The sequence below is a fragment of the Prolixibacter sp. NT017 genome (genome assembly GCF_009617875.1).
In the GTDB taxonomy this organism is placed as follows: domain Bacteria; phylum Bacteroidota; class Bacteroidia; order Bacteroidales; family Prolixibacteraceae; genus Prolixibacter.
In genome coordinates this window covers 4,134,951-4,152,975 of record NZ_BLAV01000001.1, presented here as the reverse complement: position 1 = coordinate 4,152,975, position 18,025 = coordinate 4,134,951, and the positions used below count along the sequence as shown (strand labels likewise).

Here is an 18,025-nt window from a genome sequence, read left to right as displayed (position 1 = left end):
AAATTTAGTGCAGCTACACGGTTAAAAAGTGGGGAAATGCTTGGTGATGGATACTTCGCAGTGAAATAAAAAAGGCAAGCTGTCCGATCAACGAACGGACGACTTGCCTTTGGTCGTATCTTCTTCCCGGCAGGAAGATGACACTAGCGGAATTTAACTATCTGGAACGGATTTCTTTTCGCATAAAGAAAACGTACGAAAGAGCGAAACAAACTACCGTGATGGCGATAATGGCTGTTAGCTGCGGCCATACGAGCAGCAGGCTTTGTCCCAAAGGAAGCGGGCTCGGAATGGTTCCGTGTACCTGCTCCATGGTGAGTGGGCCAAGGCTGCGTACCGAAGGCATTAACAACGTCGTTGTTGCTTCACTGAATAGTTGACTCGGTGACAGACGCATCAAATCCAGTATAAAGTTTCGGTGAGCAACGATGTAGCGCTCCGGTGCCATTTCGGGGGGCATGGTCGCCCGGGCAATCAGCTTTACAATCAGGTTGTAGAAAATGCTGAAGAAGAGCCAAACCGAAATTCCCGCCAAAGCGGAAGTGGCTGCCTGCCGGAACCGGACCGAAAACAGGATGGACAGATTCAGCCACAAGGCTACGTAGAAGACACTGAGCACGATGAAGAACACGATGCGCAGAAACTCTTCGGGCGTAGGCGGAATGCCGATGATGAGCAGTCCAAGTCCCATCACGAGGAAACCGAGTGCGAAAAACATCACGCTGATGACCGTTATCGAAGCCATGAACTTGGCGTTGATCAGGTAATCGCGATGAATGGGTTGCGCCATCACACGGCTGAGCGTTCCTCTGTTTTGCTCGGAATTGATGGCGTCGAAACCGAGGCTGATGCCCAGTAAGGGTCCCAGGAAGCTGATGAACACGAAGAACGACGGCAAGGTTCCGTCGGAAATGGTGAACAGCTTCAGAAAGAAAAACGCATTATCCGGGTCGCCGGGTTTCACCGCGTGACCGATGTTGGTCAAAGCCGTATAAAGCGAACCGAGGCACGTTAGCACGATGATGCCAATCAGAATTTTGAAACGCCAGCTACGCACCAGGTCCGATATCTCTTTGTCGACAATCACCCGGAAGGGATGCATGCCCACTTCCTTGCGGGATACGAATCCCAGCGAATGGGCGAGTTTGTCGAGCCACGACTCTTTGGGTTGTTGTATCTGTTTTGCTATATCACTCATGAACTTCACCTCCTTCGAAATAGCGGTTATAAATGTCATCGAGGCCATATTCCTTCTTGCGCAGGAACGCTAACCCGGAGCCCGATGAAACAATTTCCCGGGCAATGTCAGCCGTGGCATCGCGCGTACATCCCACGTAGAACGTATGATCTTTTTGCGAAACCGACGTAACCCCGTCGATGTTTTTCAGACTCTCAGCCAGGCCATTTCCGTTGTTTTCGTTTCCGGAAGTAGCAATACCGGCCTCCACGACGAACGATTCGGTGGAAAACAGCTTCTGCGAAAGCGATTCAATGTTTCCTTCGGCAATCAGCTTGCCGCTGACGAAGAGTCCCACGCGGTCGCAAACTTGCTGCACCTGGTGCAAATTGTGTGAAGAAAACAAGACCGTGATGCCTTCTTCCTTGCTGAGTTGAACAATCAATTCGAGGAACTCGCGGATTCCGGTCGGGTCGATACCCGAGGTCGGCTCATCGAGGATGATGACTTCGGGCGTTTTGATGAGCACTTCGGCCAAACCGAGCCGCTGGCGCATTCCGCGCGAATATTTCCCGGTTTTCTTTTCCGCCTGAGCGGCAAGTCCCACACGGGTCAGTAGCTCTTTGGCTTTCGGTTCGACATCTTTTTCCGGTATGCCGTTCAGCCGGGCGATGTATTTCAGGTTTTCCATTCCGGTAAGATCAGGATAGAAACCTACATCTTCCGGAAGGTAACCAACACGCCGTTTCACCTCAATCGGGTTTTCGGTGGAATTGATGCCGCAAACTTTCACGGAACCGGAAAAGGGTTCGGTCAGTCCCAGCATCATCAGGATAGTTGTCGACTTTCCCGCGCCGTTGGGGCCGAGCAAGCCAAACACCTCGCCTTTTTTCACCGAAAGGTTTAAGCGATTGACGGCTGTGAACGATCCGTATTTTTTGGTCAGATCGACCAGCTCGATAATGTTTTCAGCCATGCATTACCTCCTTCCATATTTGCGGAACAGATAAAACACGCTTCCGAGAGCTAAGAGGATAATGAAAACGCCAATCCAACCCCACAACATGGGTGTTTTCACGGTGACACGTAACTCGGCCTTGGTACCGATTTCCGGTGTTTTTGCCTCGATTTTGGTGACGTAATCACCGGCAATTGCCTTCTTGGAGGCCTGGATGGTAGCCATCACTTTGGTTGTTTTGCCGGCCTGAAGGTCGATAATCTTTTTCGGGTCGAATGTAACTTTCCAGTCGGTAGGCTTTGTTACATCGAAGTTGATGTCTTTCAGATCGGATGAGCCGGTATTGCGAACCAGGAATTCAACCTGTTTTTGGTCGCCGGCCGTGATATCGGTGCTGAGCAGGCCGGTGGGCGTTGTCAGGTCCATATTGAATGTTCCGGTAATCACCACCTCCAGGGCAATCTCGGCCGAAGTCGTTCCGGAAGAAGCTGTCACGGGGATGCGGTATGTACCCGCTTTCACTTCCGACGGCGGCTTGATCTGGATGGAAATATCTTTCTCTGCGTTGGGGGCGATGTTCACCGATGCCACTTCTTTGTAGCTGGCTTTGATGGTCACGTTCCAGCCACGGGGAGCGTCGGCCTTGAGTGCGTAAAGCTGATTATTGTCCGTACTGTTTTTCAGCTTGGCTTTAAAGGTAAACGATGCCTTCGAGTTCCCTTTCATGTTGGGTTGGTCGGTGGTGAACTCGGTTTGATAGGTTCCTCGTTTCGAAACCACCACATTCAGCAAGAGCGAAGTGTATCCGCCGGCTAACACTTTAAAATGATAGCTGCCTTTGTTTATTTTCAGCGGTACATCTACTTTCAGGGAAAGCTTCTCTTTTTTCCCCGGAAGGACAGAGATTTGACTGATTTTCCAGCCGCCCGACTTCAATTGGCTATCCCATCCACGGGGCATTCCTACTACCGAAATGGGCATGGTTTGAATCTGGCTGGTGTTGTTGATAACCTCGATGTTGTAATTAATCGTTTCTCCCGGTGGAACGGAAATGCGGGTGTAAGGGGTGTACAACTCGACGCCGGTGCCGGCGGCATAGGTTCCGATGAAAACCAGTTGAAACAGAAGAGTTAATGATAAACTTAACCATTTAGTGCGGGTAGACATAAAAGAATCCTCCAATGTTTTTTAGGTGATTTATTATTCGGAGGCTAAGTATAAGATTAACTTTATTAAACTTTTGTTAAAAAATTTAATTAAATCCTAATAAACGTTTATTGGCGATAGTTTTTATGGGACTGAACCCCGTGTTTTTAGCTTTTCCAAAGTTTGGGATTTTGGAAAAGCTGAAGGTAGTAGTTAAATAAAAAAACGTCCGGATAGTTTCTGTATCCGGACGTTTAGCGTAATGATGGTCTGCGAATTATTCGTTTGTGTTTTCGTTGCCGGGCGGCGTTTCGTTTTCAGCCGTTTCAGTTGAAGTTTCGTAAAGCTGATAAATGGCTAACCGGGCCGGATCGTCAGGAAAGAGAATTTTAGCGGCGGAGTTGATTTTCACCAGCTTATCCCAAATAGAATTGTAAAGCTTTATGCGCTCGTCGGTAACGATTAGTTGCTGCTTTTTCAGCATTTCCTGTTCGTTATCGGTTTCAATGAGTTGATTGGCTAAATCTTCCAGTTCGGTTAGCAGGTCTTCCGACATGCCTTTGGCTGTTAGCCCTGCGTTAAACTGCCCGGAACGGGCGGCCGTAACTGCCTGGTTCAACATTGGTATCATCTCTTTTTCCGATCGGCGCGCTTTACTGTACCGCGGACGGCCGAATGCGCTGTCAACCGCTTTGGTTTCGCCAAAAGCGGAATGCACAAAATAGAGCAACCGTTTGTACGCGTTAGCTGCCTGCAAGCGCAGTACTTTTAACTTGTTGGTCCGCAGCTCTATTTCGGACTGTTGCTTTTCTTCCGAATCATCGGCAAGAGCCTGGTCTGTTTCGTTTTTTAGTTCGGTGCCAAATTCGGGCGTGAATACCGGATCGAATGATACAAATGCCGGTTGGTCATTGGAGAATTGAGGTTGTACGGCCTGGGCCTTGGTGGTGACTTCGTCATAGGTTTTGCTAAAATGACGTCTGATTCTTTTTTTGTTCATAGTTAAATGATTTTTGGGTTGGAAATAGAAAAAACAAGTTATCTTTTTTGATGATTATTTACAATAGTTTTTCGGTTGAAATAGTTGAATGTCTGACCGAAAGGTTCTCTGATGTCACCGGGTTCGATTTTTGTCCGGTTACCGAAAACCGTCTTTTTATTATCCGTTGATAGCTTTTAAACAGATGTGGAAAACTTTTTATTCGAAACGGTTATTAGCTAACCGTTGGTTATCGCTTATTCACCCGGGCCGGTCCTTTTTTCACCGGGGTATTCCGCCTTCTCACCGACGATTTCCGTCTTCTCACCGACGATTTCCGTCGGTGGAATTCGTTGGTGAGACGATGGAAAGGGTTATCGGAATGCCGACAAGGGCTGGTGAGGCGATGACATGAACCGGTGTGAAAATGGAGGCTATTGGTGAAAAAGGGGTAGAGGCTGGTGAAATGTTGACACGTGTCGGTGAGAGGAATTTTGCCGGTACCGGAAAATGCGGGGCCGGTATGGAAATGGATGAACAGAGCGGATAAAGGGCAATTGGGATGAGATAAATAGTGAACATGGCCAATGATAGCCTGCACCAACGTTGTTAAAAAAAGACGGGGATTTGCAAGAGATCGGACGCTTGGAATTTATGTTACTTAACAATATCTTAGGGGGGAACCTTTTCCTTCCGGAAGGTATAAAAGAACAGAACCACTAACGAAATCTAATTATTTAACTAAAGTTTGGTTTATGAAAAAAACGGGAGTTGCTCTCCTTTGCCTTTTTACCCTATCCATTTTTAATTTGTTTGCTCAGGAAAATGAAACAAAGATTCCGGCGTTTCACCGGGTCGATTTCATTTCGCCGGGCTACCGCTACGAGTTTCCGCTTGCCGGCAGATTCACCGGCAGTGCTGGCTTTGAAACCATACCGTATTATACGGAAACGGGTGCTTATCTCAGCCATCTGATGCATTTTCAGGCTAAAGCATTTTACCTGCTTCCTTACGTGGAAACCGGCGTACAATGGCGGTATTCTGATGCACGGCGGATTCGGATGAACAAAGACATCAGCCACCATATCGGGTCGTATGTGAATCTTTCGGGCCGTTACTATGTGGAAGCGTTGAACATTCCGCTGTACCGTGAGAATGTGGATGGAATTTATTCCGGTGGTTTTACGTGGCGACTAACCTGGGGCATTCGTCGTCCCGCGGGCGACGCGGTTATCTGGGATTTATTTACGGGATTTGAAAGCAATATCGGCGACCGGGTCATGTCGGGCGGTTTGATACTGGGTGTTCGTTTGGGCTTGGTGCTATAAACAGGGGAGGCTGACCAATGAGAAAGGTTTTTCACATCATTGTCCTGCTGTTTTGCTCACTGGCTGCTTCAGCCCAGCGGCATGATCAGCCCAACAATCTCATCCTGGCATATGGGATCGATCAGAATGCCGTGGATGATTTAAATTCGGTTTTTGGCGGATTGGGGCATGAGTTTTTTCCGTTGTCGTTTATGGGGCTCCAGGTGGATGGCAAAATTGGTCGGATGTGGGACATTGAATCCCTTTCAGACTGGGATGGAGAATGGTTTAAGATTGGCGATTACAACATCTCTGCAACCTATACCATTCTTTCAGCTACGCCGCGGCTCTATCTGGTACTTGATGACGATGAAGATGGTTTCTGGGCATTGTTTCTGGAATACAGTGTTGGTGCGTGGCGCATGTGGGGCGATGGCCGTTTCCGGGATCCCGATGGAAATTCTTATTCAGGTTTGGGTGATACCAGATTCCAATATTTTCAGGGAATGGCATTAGGAGTTCGGGCACGCTTATCACATCGGGTTTCCAGTATGCTTTCTCTGGGAGGGAATAATATCAGCTACAACAAATACATCAACAGTATTCAGTTTAATACTCCGACGGAGATAGAGCGTCCGGGTTTAAGGGGAGCTCTTATCATCGGTGTTGGTTTGTCTATCAGCATGTGGCCGGAAAAGAAGAAGCATTGAGATCTTTCCGATGGCGGCAATGGCTCACGTCAGAACGATCCGGCCTGGCAAAAATGTCGATTCTTCACCTTTTTCAAGCGAGTTACCGCACGGTTCAGTCGTCGATTATTTTGTGTTAAATGTATTGCGATACAGGTCTTTAATTTGTAATTTATTTTACCAAATTTAAAAAACCAAGACGATGAAAAGTTTAATTGGAAAAGCGATGCTTATCCTCGTTTTGATGACGGCACAAATAGTGCAGGCACAACAAACGGATGAGATGCCGGTGACTTCAAAATCACAAGAGGCAATAAAACTTTATGAGAAGGGACTGCAGGCCTATCGCGACGTGCATATTGGACAAGCTGTTGAGCATTTCAAGGCGGCGGTGGCTATTGATTCTGCTTTTTTCATGCCGAACTATAATCTCGCACTGTTTAATCTGATGTTTTTTAAGAATCGGGATGATTTCCGTAAATATTATCAACATGTTGTCGCAACAAATTATCGCCTGACACCGGGGGAACTGCTGTTGCAAGACGCATTGGAAAAGTTGGCGGATGACACTGCCACCGATGTCACTGATTTGGGAATGCAGTTGGTTGAACTGTATCCAAACTCTTTTACGGCGCATGAAATTTTAGCTGAATATCAATACTTCGCCAGGGATTACGGGGGGATGGAAAAGACGCTCAATGCTATGCTCGAGATGGGAAGTAACCCCGCCCCGGTATATAACTGGATGGGATACAACTACATGAATATGGATCAGTTGGATAGGGCGTATGTTGCTTTTTCCAAATACCTGGAGTTGGCTCCCGAAAATCCCAACAGTTACGATTCGATGGGGGATTACCTGATGGCTGTGAGGGAGTATCAAAAGGCATATGACCATTATATGAAAGCCTATCGGATGGACACCGTGAGTTTTAAATTGTCCCGGGAAAAGGCATTGAAAGCCCAATCGCTAATGAGTGATTGATGTTTTTGTTTGGGAAAGGAGGGGCCGGGACGATGAGTAGGCGGAACCAATGGATCTGGTTTTGAAGGAAGAATTTCCCGTGGCTACTTCGACAGGCGACGGCTGTTTGGAAGGGTTGGGTGAGAAGCTGTTTAAAAAGTACCCGGATATGGAGAGCTGACGGGATAGGATTTTTATATTTGTTGTAACGAGGCAGTTCCCGGTCCATGCAAATGGCGGAAACCTGAGCCGAACGACACAAACCTTAACGATATCCAAATGAGTAATCACCTGACACACGCACTCGCCCTGCTGACAGTAGGAGCAGCTGCAACTGCCTGCACCCAGAAGGCTCCCAGGCCTCAACGGCCCAACATCATTTACATCATGAGCGACGACCATGCGTACCAGGCCATAAGTGCGTATGATTCCACCCTGATTAAAACGCCTAACATCGACAGGATTGGACATGAAGGCGCTATTTTTTCCCATGCCTTCGTCACGAACTCGCTTTGTGCACCCAGCCGGGCCGTAATGCTGACCGGCAAACACAGTTTCATCAACGGGAAGGTAGATAATGTACAGCGGTTCAACTGGGACCAGGAAAGTTTTCCGAAGCTGCTGCAACAATCGGGTTACCAAACGGCCCTTGTCGGTAAAATCCACCTTGACGGAACTCCGCAGGGCTTTGACTACTCAGCTGTTCTTCCCGGCCAGGGACATTACTATAATCCCGATTTCATAATAAATGGGAAGGAGGAACGAATTCCGGGCTACGTAACAAAGATTACGACCCGGTTGGCACTCGACTGGTTAAAACATCGGGATACCAGCAAGCCTTTCTGTTTGCTTTTTCACGAAAAAGCGCCGCACCGCGAGTGGATGCCGGAAGAAAAGTACTACAAGGAATACACGAAGAAGGAATTTCCCGAGCCCGCTACTTATCACGATGATTACAGTGGAAGGGGAACGGCGGCCCACGCTGCTGAAATGCGGGTGTATCGCGATCAGAACTGGTCGGGCGATGATAAGCTCTATCCGGACGTGATGGATAAACTGGGGTTGAAGGATCCGACTACGTGGGGCCGCAACGCCTTTAAACACAATGTCGGACGGATGGATTCGGTGCAAAAGGCAGCCTGGGATTCGGTATACCGCCCCATGAATGAAGCCTTCGAAAAAGCGTATCCGAACATGAACGAGCAGCAGCTGGCTCACTGGCGCTATGAGCGTTACCTGCAGGATTACCTGGCGTGTGTTGCTTCGGTGGATGATGCGGTGGGAGAGTTACTCGATTATCTCGATAAGAACGGTCTGGCCGAAAATACCATCGTGGTGTACACGTCCGACCAGGGAATGTATTTAGGCGAGCACGGCTGGTTCGACAAGCGTTTTATGTACGAGGAATCATTCCGGACACCACTGTTGATGCGTTATCCGAAAGAGATTAAGCCCGGAACAACGGTCGACCAGTTGGTACAGAATCTCGACTTTGCTCCGACATTTCTGGATTATGGAGGTGTGAAAATCCCGAAGGATATGCAGGGAATGTCGTTCCGTAAGTTGGTGGATGGACAAAGCTCCGAATGGCGCGATGCGATCTATTACACTTACTACGAATATCCGTCTATTCACATGGTGAAACGGCATTATGGTGTCCGGACCAACCGATATAAACTCATGCATTTCTATTATGATATCGACGAATGGGAATTGTATGATTTAGAAAAGGACCCGCATGAAATGCATAATGTGTATGGCGATCCGGCTTACGCCGATGTGCAGAAAATGATGCACGAACGATTGACCGAATTGCGGCAAAAGTATGGGGATTCGAATCAATTGGACAAACAGTACCTCGATGCGTACCTGGAGGCCATCAATAAGCACGAATAAAGCAACCGTATGATTACAAAAAAAGGGTGCCATGTGGCGCCCTTTCTTTTTGGTTGAAGAAAATGTTTTATAAATCAGCTTCTGCCGCTTTAATCTCGTTCCAGGCTTCAGCATCCAGTTGCGCTCCAACAACGCCGATAATCCGACCGGCCAAAAGTGCGCCCAGGTGACCGGCTTTTTCCATCTCGTAGCCTTTGGAAATTCCGGCCAGCATTCCGGCTGCGAAGAAATCACCGGCTCCGGTTGTATCAACTACTTTGTTTCCTTTAGCAGGAATGTGCCATTTGCTGGTTCCTTGTTTGATGAAAGCACCTTTGCTACCCACCTTTACAACGGCAATATCACAGCGTGATGCAATTGCATCCAACGCATCTTCCGGCTCTTTATCGGTAAATGCTTTTGCTTCCTCTTCGTTGGCAAACAAAATGTCAACGTAATTATCTACCAGGTCATTCAGTACCTCAAGATTTGCTTCCACGATATTGTAGCTGGCCAAATCGAGTGCCACTTTCAAACCTGCTGCTTTCGCTTTTCTGGCTGCTTCCAGAATCAACGCATAATTCTGTACCAAATAGCCTTCAATCAGGAAGTAGTCAAATCCTTCAAATACTTTCGGATCAATGTCGTCAGCTCCCATATCAACTGCAGCTCCCAGGTAGGTTCCAAAGGTGCGCTCTCCGTCCGGGGTAATCAGGGCCACAGCCCGTCCGGTGCGGGTATCCATTTTCTTCAAAAACGGCTCAATCCGATTTTCTTCAAGTTTTGACTCAAAAAACCGTCCCATGTCATCTTCTGCAACTGATCCGACAAAGCCACAGGGAACGCCCAAATTAGCCACACCATTCATGGCATTGGCTACTGAACCTCCCGTCGTTATCTTTTTCTCAAAACCATTTGTCTTTTCCTGCATCTCCTCTGAGAGTTCGCGATCTACCAGGGTCATGCTTCCTTTCGGAAGTCCAAATTCCTGCAGAATGGATTCGTCACGGAGAAGGGTCATAATATCTACCAGGGCATTCCCTATACCCAGGATTTTCGGATAATCAACGTTATGCATTTTGTGCTGTTTTTTGACTTTAAAATTTTCACAAATATATTTTAGTTTTTAGGAAAACCTGTTATTTTTGCAACGCCTTTGACGAAAACGTTGAAGGAATGTTCTTAAAAAATCCGGTGAAAACAATAGTTTGCGAGCCGAAAACAACTATCTTCGCACTGCAAACATTGGTTAGAAACCGATAAAAAAAATTCCCTAGTAGCTCAGTTGGTTAGAGCGGCGGACTGTTAATCCGTAGGTCGTAGGTTCAAGTCCTACCTGGGGAGCACTTTTAAGGAAAATATTTTCCCTAGTAGCTCAGTTGGTTAGAGCGGCGGACTGTTAATCCGTAGGTCGTAGGTTCAAGTCCTACCTGGGGAGCTGAAAAAAGCCGGTCAGAAATGACCGGCTTTCTTGTGTCTTTTTACTTCCTACGTCCTGATTTTCTTTCGGAGGATGATCGCGAACGGCTGCTCTTGCTGGTCGCTTTTGAACTTCTGTTATTTGAGCTACGGCTACTTTTAACGCTTGAACCCCGACTGTTTGAACTGCGACTGTTTCTACTTGTGACGCTCGAACTTCTATTATTAGAGCTATGACTTCGGGACGATACCCTGGGCTGTCTGGAAGAGCTTCTTGAAACTGAAGATCTCGATGACACTCTGGGCTGCCGGTATGAACTTCCTGAACTGGAAGGTCGGGAGGACACCCTTGGTTTGGAAGATGACCGGCTTGAATAAGTCGTGCGCGATTGCGATGGCTGCCTGTAAGTCCGACCAACGGCAGATGACCTCGACGATCTGCTATTTCTTACGGTTGTTTTTTGAGGTGCGTGTCTTTGTGTGCTTACAGAAGAACGCGTACCGGTTCTGTTAGACGAATAGCTTCTGTTTTGAGATACTCCGGTTCTGCTTTCCCGGTAGGGATTGGCAGAGGAGCCTCCTGAACGTATCGTCGATGACCTTCGTGTGTCTACCGGTCTCCTGTTGACGGATGAATTGCTCCGTGTCCGCGATGTGCTACTTGAAATCGTTCGCCTTCCTGAATTTGAATGGGTATTGTAAGTTCTTCGATTGTTCACAGATTGCCGGCTGTTCGTTCTTCGGGAATTTGAGTTGTCTGTCCGATATCCCGTGCTTCTTGTGGCTGTTCTTCTGTAAAGATCGTCACCTCTTCTTCTCAGGTCCGGGCGGGAGTAGGTCGTTCTATAGTTTCCTCTCCTGATTCTGACGCTCACTTCTGGAGAATGTGCCCGCACATGATTGTAATAGAAATTGTGGTAGCGATGGTACCGATAATGATTCCAATGGCGGTAATGGGCATAATAGTAGTGGTCAAAGTGGCTGTGATAACCGTAGTAAGTATGCCAGTAATAAGGGCGCCACGAATTCCAATAGGAAGGATAATGTCCCCATCCCCAGGTGGAATGCCAGCGAACATACCCGGGAAGGTAAATAAACCGGATGATTGGCCAGGCTGCCACTTCGTAGGTTGTGACTACAACAGGTGTTGGAGTAGTCACTACTAAAGAACTTCCCATGTAACCCGGGTTGGGTGTTTCCTGACTGTCGGCATAAATAGGTTCAACAATGTAGTTTTTGCCGTAAAGCGCTTCATCACCAATAAGTTGTATCCGGGCTGTCCCGTCGTCGAAGCGTTGAACGGTGAAAACGGCTATGTCCTGTGTTTCATCCCTGTTGAGTTGAGTTCTTAAAACGATGTTATGAACGCCTCCGTCAACATAATCAACCACCGAAATGTAATCAACCAGGTTGTCTCCATTCAGGTCGAGATTATTGATATGTGAATTGGGGTCGTTCAGGCTTCTTTCAAAACCTTCCAACGTTTCCGACTCCTGGAATAATTTCATGGTAGCATAGAGGTTCAGGTTGTCACCCGGCAAACCCAGGTACTCATCCGGATAATCTCTTGCTGTTGCAACGCCTGCCATTATGGTGAGGATTGCAAGGACGGATATGATAATTGCTTTTTTCATAGCTGTAGGTATTAAATGAGCTGATTCTGACATAAGGAATGCAAAACCCGTACCATTAATTTGGCATACTGTTAACTTATTGACAGATATGAAGAAACGTGGTTTTGTTTTCATCCTGAATATTCCGTTTTGGGATTTGGAATAACAACCAAACTAAGTTAATCTTCGTCCTTGCTTTCCTCATCTAAAAACATTTCGTAACCAGTGTAGTAATATCATGGGTTACCTGTGTTGGCTAGTTGTAACAGCAGTTGGAAGGTTTCTGATTAAAGAGCGTAAAAAAAGCCACTGAATTCCTCCAGTGGCTTCAGAATATTTTCTGTCCGAATTGTCTAAAACAATCCGTTTATCTGGGCGTCGATACGGTCGATAACTTTGCTGAGGTCTTCGGCATTATCGGCAAAGTTAATTTCATCGACGTTAATGATGAGCATTTTTCCTTTGTGGTATTTCGAAATCCAGGCCTCGTAGCGCTGATTCAGCTGTTTCAGGTAATCGAGGCGGATGGAATTTTCGTAATCGCGGCCACGCTTTTGAATCTGGTTGACGAGTGTCGGGATGGAAGCACGCAGGTAGATAAGCAAATCCGGCGGTTCGATCAGGCGGGTCATCAGATCGAAGAGCGAGCGGTAGTTGTTAAAATCGCGGGTGCTCATCAGGCTCATGTCATGCAGGTTCGGAGCAAAAATTTCGGCATCCTCGTAAATGGTCCGGTCCTGGATAATTGTTTTTCCCGATTTCCGGATATCGAGTACCTGGTTGAACCGGTTATTCAGGAAGTACACCTGAAGATTGAACGACCAACGCTGCATGTCGTGGTAAAAGTCGTCGAGGTAAGGATTATCATCGGTGCTTTCGTAATGGGCTTCCCAGCCGTAATGTTTAGAAAGCAGGCTCGTAAGTGTGGTCTTTCCGGCACCAATGTTTCCAGCTATGGCAATGTGCATTGTCTAGGGTTTTTCAAAAACATACGAATGTAATAAAACCATCGATAATTTCCGCTCTACCGCGAAAGTTCATGATGAAACGGAAGCAATTGTTCCAGGTAATCACGGTTATTCGAAAGGCGTGGAACTTTATTTTGCCCACCGATTTTGCCTTTTTCTTTCATCCAGTGATAAAAAGTGCCCTGGGCAGCAGCAGTTACTTTCGGGGAGTTGAGGGTGGTATTTTTATGTCGCTTGGCTTCGTAATCCGAGTTGACACTTTGAAGTGTCTTATCCAGTATTTCCGTAAAACGGGAAAGATCGGCCGGAGGCGTTTCAAACTCAATAAGCCATTCATGAGCTCCTTTCGCGTTGTCGCCCATAAAAACCGGTCCGGCAGTATAGTCGCGAATGGTAGCCCCGGTTTCATCGCAAGCCTGCTTAAGCGCTTTTTCAGCATTATCGATGATGACCTCTTCACCAAATGCATTGATGAAGTGCTTTGTCCGGCCGGTGATTTTGATTTTATACGGATTCTTCGAAGTGAAAACGACGGTGTCTCCAATCAGGTAGCGCCACAGTCCGCCGTTGGTGGAAATAACCATCGCATAATTGACCCCGGTTTCAACGTCCCATAATGGAATGGTTTTCGGATTTTCTTTTCCGTATTCCGACATGGGGATGAACTCGTAGAAAATACCATAATCGAGCATCAGCAGCAGATCATCCCGTGAAGGATCGTCCTGGATGGCAAAGAAACCTTCGGAAGCATTGTAGGTTTCGAGGTAACGCATCTCGTCCGACGGAATCAGCTTGCGGTACTGTTCGCGGTAAGGCTCGAAGTTGATGCCGCCGTGGATAAATACTTCTAGGTTCGGCCATACTTCCAGCATGTTATTTTTCCCGGTGTAATCGAGTACATGACGAAGCAGCACGAGGTACCACGACGGTACGCCGGCAAACGAAGTCACATTTTCGTGGATAGAAGTTTTAGTGATTTCGTCCACTTTCCGCTCAAATTCCTCAATCAATGCGATTTCTGTGGGAGGTGTCCGGTTCAGATCCGTCCAGAACGGCAGGTTCTCTATCATGATGGCCGAGAGATCGCCATAATACGATTTGTTGCTGAGGTTGCTAACGCGATGACTTCCGCCCAATGTCAGGCTTTTTCCCGTTAGGGCTTTGGCTTCGGGATAGTTTCGGTGGTAAATGGCCAACACATCTTTTCCTCCGCGAAAGTGGCAATCTTCCAAAGAATCGGTGGAAACCGGAATAAACTTGCTCTTCGCGTTGGTGGTTCCCGACGACTTGGCGAACCATTTTATTTCGCCGGGCCATAGCACATTTCGCTCTCCATCAATCATTCGCGAAATGTGCGGTTCCATCTGTTCGTAGGTACTGATCGGAATTCGTTCGGCAAATTGCTCCACCGATTTAATGGAGCGGTAGTCGTATTTCCTGCCCCATTCGGTGTTCTTGGCCTCGTTCAATAAATTAAATAACATCTCCTCCTGAATCTCCTCCGCATGGTTCCGGTAGAGTTCAATCTGGTAAATGCGTTTGTAATTAACCCATTTGATGATGGAATTCAGCAGTGCCATTCGTTTTTTTCGAATTAAGTTGGTTCAAGGTCAGGATGTTAAGTTTTTTACACCCGGAAGGCAAAATACATAATTTTTTCGGGGTACCTCTTTTCTGCTCCATTTTTTGATATTTTTACCTTATCGAATCAATCCGAAACCATGAATTTGCTTGATATTATTTTTGCCGCTCTTCTGGTATTTGCCGCTGTCCGCGGATTTCAAAAGGGATTTTTTATCGAACTGGCTTCCATTGCCGCCTTGTTGCTGGGGATTTGGGGAGCTGTTGAATTTTCCGGCTTTACAGCTTATTATCTGCATTCGGCATTCGACTGGAATCCGGAACATCTGGGTTTGATTGCCTTTATTCTCACTTTTATATTGGTTGTGGTAGCGGTTCATTTGGTGGCCCGGTTGGCTGACACGCTATTTAAGGCTGTAGCACTCGGTATGTTGACCCGGTTGGCCGGCGTGGTTGTAGGCGTGTTGAAAGCCGCCTTTATCATCAGCATTTTGTTGATTTTGATTGAAACGGTGGGTAAATATACATTCAACCTGATACCACCTGAAAAGGCCAACCAATCGATACTGTATAAACCGTTGCGGAATTTCGCGCCCAGCATTTTGCCCTTCTTCCACTTCGACGAAGCCAAAAAAGAGCTGAAAGAAGGCGTCCAGGAAGTTTCGTTGTAAACCGAGGTTTATTTTTTACTCTCGGTCACCTTCCGGGAAAAATCCTTCCAGAATGCTTTGTAAAAAGCCATGCTGTTGGTCCTTTGTAACAGCTTTTCCGGACTGAAAGATTCGTCATTTGTCCGCTTGAATTCCTTATTGGGATGATACAGGTAATCCTGTTCGGGATGAAACTGAACGCCAATTACGTTGGGAAATCGGGTACTTCGGAGGCCTTCCACAATCTTTCCATCCATCGATGTGGCAATGACTTTCAGGTTTTGTCCGATTTTGCCCGCACACTGGTGATGGGCACTTAACACATAAGGTATAGCCGTTTCCGGGAAACCGGCATCAGTAACAAAATAGCCGTCCTTCACCAACCGAATGGGGTGAAAATGACCGTAGAAAATATCTTGGTTATCCGAAAAGCCATTGTTATAATTCCGGTGCATCATTGCCGGTGACATCTTCAGCACATCTTCCACATCATTTATTCCATAAACATCTTGCGGAATATCCTGAATGAGTGTTCCACCGGCAGCCACGTTCATGGTTTGCATGCCGAGGCAGAATGCGCGGATAACAAAGTCAGGCTGTTCTTCCAGGAATGGTTTGAAGTCCGGATTTTGGGAACCGCCAATCAGGTGGAAGAAGAATGAAGCCTCAAAAAAGTGCCGCATAGGGTCGGTCACCGAAGTAAGCAACTCCTGCTTGGCACCGTAAATGGATGGTGGAATATCCGGTCCACCGAAAAACAAAATCGCATCTGCACTTTCGAAAAGTTGATGGAACTGCGCAGTACAGGCATTCTTCCTGAAAAGGTCATTGAGTGTAAGTTTACCCTCGACTTTCTCCAGATGGTAATTTTCGATATGATGCTCGGCCAAATACTTTTCCGAAGCTGAATAGTCATAGTTTTCATCGGCGTAATAAACGCCAAGCATTTCCAGATTGGAAATGTCAATCAAGCCGTCTTTGACCAGTGCCAGCGCATTTTCGATGTTGCTCACCGTAGGGTGCAGTAAGATAATGCGGTGCTTGTTTCCATTAGAGGCAAACGCGTTGGTCGAAAGCAGAACAATTAACAGAAATGTGAATGCGCGATTCAGGCGAAAGGAAAAGAAGTGGTTTCGTTTCATGATGGTTGGGCTAATGGTGTGGTTTTTAAAGATAGCATCTTTTCCCGTTAGGACGAACGAAAGGTCTTCGGCGGAGAGCGTTAAAATTTTGTATCTTAGCGCGAAATTTCAGCCGGACAGTTGTTTTTCCGGTTTCCCGGAAGGTTGAAATGCACAAATGGAACATTTAACGGACTAAAAAATATACCAGTGAATTTTGTAAATGAGCTTACCTGGCGGGGCATGATTCACGACATGATGCCCGGTACGGAAGAACAATTGGAGAAAGAGATGACCACGGCCTATGTGGGAATCGATCCGACGGCCGATTCGTTGCACATTGGTCACCTGGTTGGAGTAATGATGCTGAAACATTTCCAGGTGGCCGGCCACAAACCGATTGTGTTGGTGGGAGGCGCTACCGGGATGATTGGCGATCCATCAGGTAAATCGCAGGAACGGAACCTGTTGGATGAAGAGACATTGCGTCACAATCAGAATTGCCTGAAAGAGCAGCTGGCCAAATTTCTTGATTTCAGTGCGGAAGTAGAAAACGGTGCCGAAATGGTGAATAACTATGACTGGATGAAGGAATTCAGCTTCCTGGGTTTCATCCGCGATATCGGGAAACACATCACCGTGAACTACATGATGTCGAAGGATTCGGTGAAGAAGCGCCTTGACGGAAGCAGTAAAACCGGATTATCCTTTACCGAATTTACCTATCAGCTGGTTCAGGGAACCGATTTCCTCCATCTATACGAGACCAAAAACTGCAAACTGCAGATGGGCGGTTCCGATCAGTGGGGAAATATAACGACAGGCACCGAACTCATCCGGCGAAAGCTGGGAGGAGAGGCCTTCGCACTTACTTGTCCGCTGATTACCAAAGCCGACGGGAAGAAGTTCGGAAAAACCGAATCAGGCAATGTTTGGCTCGATCCGAAGCGTACGTCACCTTACAAATTTTACCAGTTTTGGCTGAATACCTCGGATGAAGATGCAGAGCGGTACATTAAAATCTTCACGCTGTTGCCTAAAGAAGAAATTGAGAAGCTGGTAGCGGAACATCAGGAAGCGCCACACACACGCATTTTGCAGAAAACACTGGCTAAAGAGGTTACCTGCATGGTTCACTCCGAAGCGGATTATGATGCGGCGGTTGAGGCATCGCAGATTCTGTTTGGAAAAGGAACGGAAGAGCAATTACGCAAGTTGGATGAAGATACCTTCCTTTCGGTTTTCGAAGGCGTACCACAATTTCCGGTCGACCGGAAGTTGTTGGATGAAGGTGTTGGCGTCATCGATCTGCTGGCTGAGCATACGCAAGTGTTTCCGTCGAAAGGAGAGTTGCGCCGGACCATCAAAGGAGGCGGTTTGAGCATTAACAAATCGAAAGTGACGGCTGACGATGCAACCGTGAACGCAGTGTCGCTGATTGGAGAAAAGTATTTGCTGGTGCAGAAAGGAAAGAAGAATTACTTCCTGATTATAGCAGGATAATTGCTATTTTCTGCTGAACAGCATGATATTAGATAATTTTTGACGGGTCTTGTTCGTTTCCTTTGTGAATGACAA

16 protein-coding genes and 2 tRNA genes are annotated in these 18,025 nt (G+C 47.0%); 9 read left to right on the top strand and 9 right to left on the bottom strand.

Going from position 1 to position 18,025, the window contains the following annotated elements:
* Positions 1-157: 157 nt before the first annotated feature.
* The 4 genes from GJU87_RS17305 to GJU87_RS17290 all read right to left on the bottom strand — a co-directional run bounded on the left by GJU87_RS17305 (position 158) and on the right by GJU87_RS17290 (position 4,281).
* Positions 158-1,237: an ABC transporter permease gene (locus GJU87_RS17305; RefSeq protein ID WP_228492033.1), complete on the bottom strand. Its 1,080-nt coding sequence runs from the start codon at positions 1,235-1,237 to the stop codon at positions 158-160.
* Positions 1,191-2,153, bottom strand: a complete 963-nt coding sequence (locus GJU87_RS17300; RefSeq protein WP_153640631.1) for an ABC transporter ATP-binding protein — start codon at positions 2,151-2,153, stop codon at positions 1,191-1,193. Before GJU87_RS17300 ends, GJU87_RS17305 begins: the two co-directional genes overlap by 47 nt.
* A gap of 3 nt (positions 2,154-2,156) precedes the next feature.
* On the bottom strand, positions 2,157-3,302 hold the full coding sequence (locus GJU87_RS17295) for an NEW3 domain-containing protein (RefSeq protein ID WP_153640630.1): 1,146 nt from the start codon (positions 3,300-3,302) through the stop codon (positions 2,157-2,159).
* Positions 3,303-3,558: 256 nt separating this feature from the next.
* Complete coding sequence (locus tag GJU87_RS17290; RefSeq protein ID WP_153640629.1) at positions 3,559-4,281, bottom strand: hypothetical protein; 723 nt, start codon at positions 4,279-4,281, stop codon at positions 3,559-3,561.
* Positions 4,282-4,687: 406 nt separating this feature from the next.
* Here GJU87_RS17290 and GJU87_RS21630 point away from each other — a divergent pair, with 406 nt between their 5' ends.
* The 5 genes from GJU87_RS21630 to GJU87_RS17270 all read left to right on the top strand — a co-directional run bounded on the left by GJU87_RS21630 (position 4,688) and on the right by GJU87_RS17270 (position 9,116).
* Positions 4,688-4,810 (top strand): hypothetical protein, encoded by a 123-nt coding sequence (locus tag GJU87_RS21630; protein WP_255454224.1) that lies wholly within the window; start codon positions 4,688-4,690, stop codon positions 4,808-4,810.
* A gap of 205 nt (positions 4,811-5,015) precedes the next feature.
* On the top strand, positions 5,016-5,588 hold the full coding sequence (locus GJU87_RS17285) for a hypothetical protein (protein WP_025865519.1): 573 nt from the start codon (positions 5,016-5,018) through the stop codon (positions 5,586-5,588).
* A gap of 17 nt (positions 5,589-5,605) precedes the next feature.
* A complete protein-coding gene (locus GJU87_RS17280) occupies positions 5,606-6,277 on the top strand; it encodes a hypothetical protein (protein ID WP_153640628.1) in 672 nt (223 codons plus the stop codon).
* Positions 6,278-6,458: 181 nt separating this feature from the next.
* Entirely contained in the window at positions 6,459-7,241 is a 783-nt protein-coding gene (locus tag GJU87_RS17275) for a lipopolysaccharide assembly protein LapB (RefSeq protein WP_153640627.1), read from the top strand.
* A gap of 258 nt (positions 7,242-7,499) precedes the next feature.
* A complete protein-coding gene (locus tag GJU87_RS17270; RefSeq protein ID WP_153640626.1) occupies positions 7,500-9,116 on the top strand; it encodes a sulfatase in 1,617 nt (538 codons plus the stop codon).
* Positions 9,117-9,183: 67 nt separating this feature from the next.
* Here the strand turns inward: GJU87_RS17270 and GJU87_RS17265 are convergent, their stop codons facing one another.
* On the bottom strand, positions 9,184-10,173 hold the full coding sequence (locus GJU87_RS17265; RefSeq protein WP_153640625.1) for an adenosine kinase: 990 nt from the start codon (positions 10,171-10,173) through the stop codon (positions 9,184-9,186).
* 192 nt (positions 10,174-10,365) lie between these two features.
* Here GJU87_RS17265 and GJU87_RS17260 point away from each other — a divergent pair.
* Together GJU87_RS17260 and GJU87_RS17255 are read left to right on the top strand one after the other, a co-directional pair.
* Positions 10,366-10,439 (top strand) — tRNA-Asn (locus tag GJU87_RS17260).
* A 20-nt stretch (positions 10,440-10,459) separates the two neighbouring features.
* Positions 10,460-10,533, top strand: a tRNA-Asn gene (locus GJU87_RS17255).
* 43 nt (positions 10,534-10,576) lie between these two features.
* Here the strand turns inward: GJU87_RS17255 and GJU87_RS17250 are convergent.
* The 3 genes from GJU87_RS17250 to GJU87_RS17240 form a co-directional block, all read right to left on the bottom strand.
* Positions 10,577-12,148 (bottom strand): hypothetical protein, encoded by a 1,572-nt coding sequence (locus GJU87_RS17250; RefSeq protein ID WP_153640624.1) that lies wholly within the window; start codon positions 12,146-12,148, stop codon positions 10,577-10,579.
* 332 nt (positions 12,149-12,480) lie between these two features.
* Positions 12,481-13,095, bottom strand: a complete 615-nt coding sequence (locus GJU87_RS17245) for a deoxynucleoside kinase (protein ID WP_153640623.1) — start codon at positions 13,093-13,095, stop codon at positions 12,481-12,483.
* Positions 13,096-13,151: 56 nt separating this feature from the next.
* Positions 13,152-14,675 (bottom strand): GH3 auxin-responsive promoter family protein, encoded by a 1,524-nt coding sequence (locus GJU87_RS17240; RefSeq protein WP_153640622.1) that lies wholly within the window; start codon positions 14,673-14,675, stop codon positions 13,152-13,154.
* Between the two features lie 141 nt (positions 14,676-14,816).
* On the opposite strand from GJU87_RS17240, the gene GJU87_RS17235 reads away from it, so the two are divergent.
* Positions 14,817-15,347, top strand: coding sequence for a CvpA family protein (locus GJU87_RS17235; RefSeq protein ID WP_153640621.1), 531 nt, complete (start codon positions 14,817-14,819; stop codon positions 15,345-15,347).
* Between the two features lie 8 nt (positions 15,348-15,355).
* Here GJU87_RS17235 and GJU87_RS17230 read toward each other — a convergent pair whose 3' ends face one another.
* The gene (locus GJU87_RS17230) at positions 15,356-16,468 is read right to left on the bottom strand and encodes a gamma-glutamyl-gamma-aminobutyrate hydrolase family protein (protein WP_153640620.1); all 1,113 of its coding nucleotides are present in this window, start codon (positions 16,466-16,468) and stop codon (positions 15,356-15,358) included.
* A gap of 189 nt (positions 16,469-16,657) precedes the next feature.
* Here GJU87_RS17230 and tyrS point away from each other — a divergent pair, with 189 nt between their 5' ends.
* Positions 16,658-17,950, top strand: coding sequence for a tyrosine--tRNA ligase (gene tyrS / locus GJU87_RS17225; RefSeq protein WP_153640619.1), 1,293 nt, complete (start codon positions 16,658-16,660; stop codon positions 17,948-17,950).
* Positions 17,951-18,025: the final 75 nt, after the last annotated feature.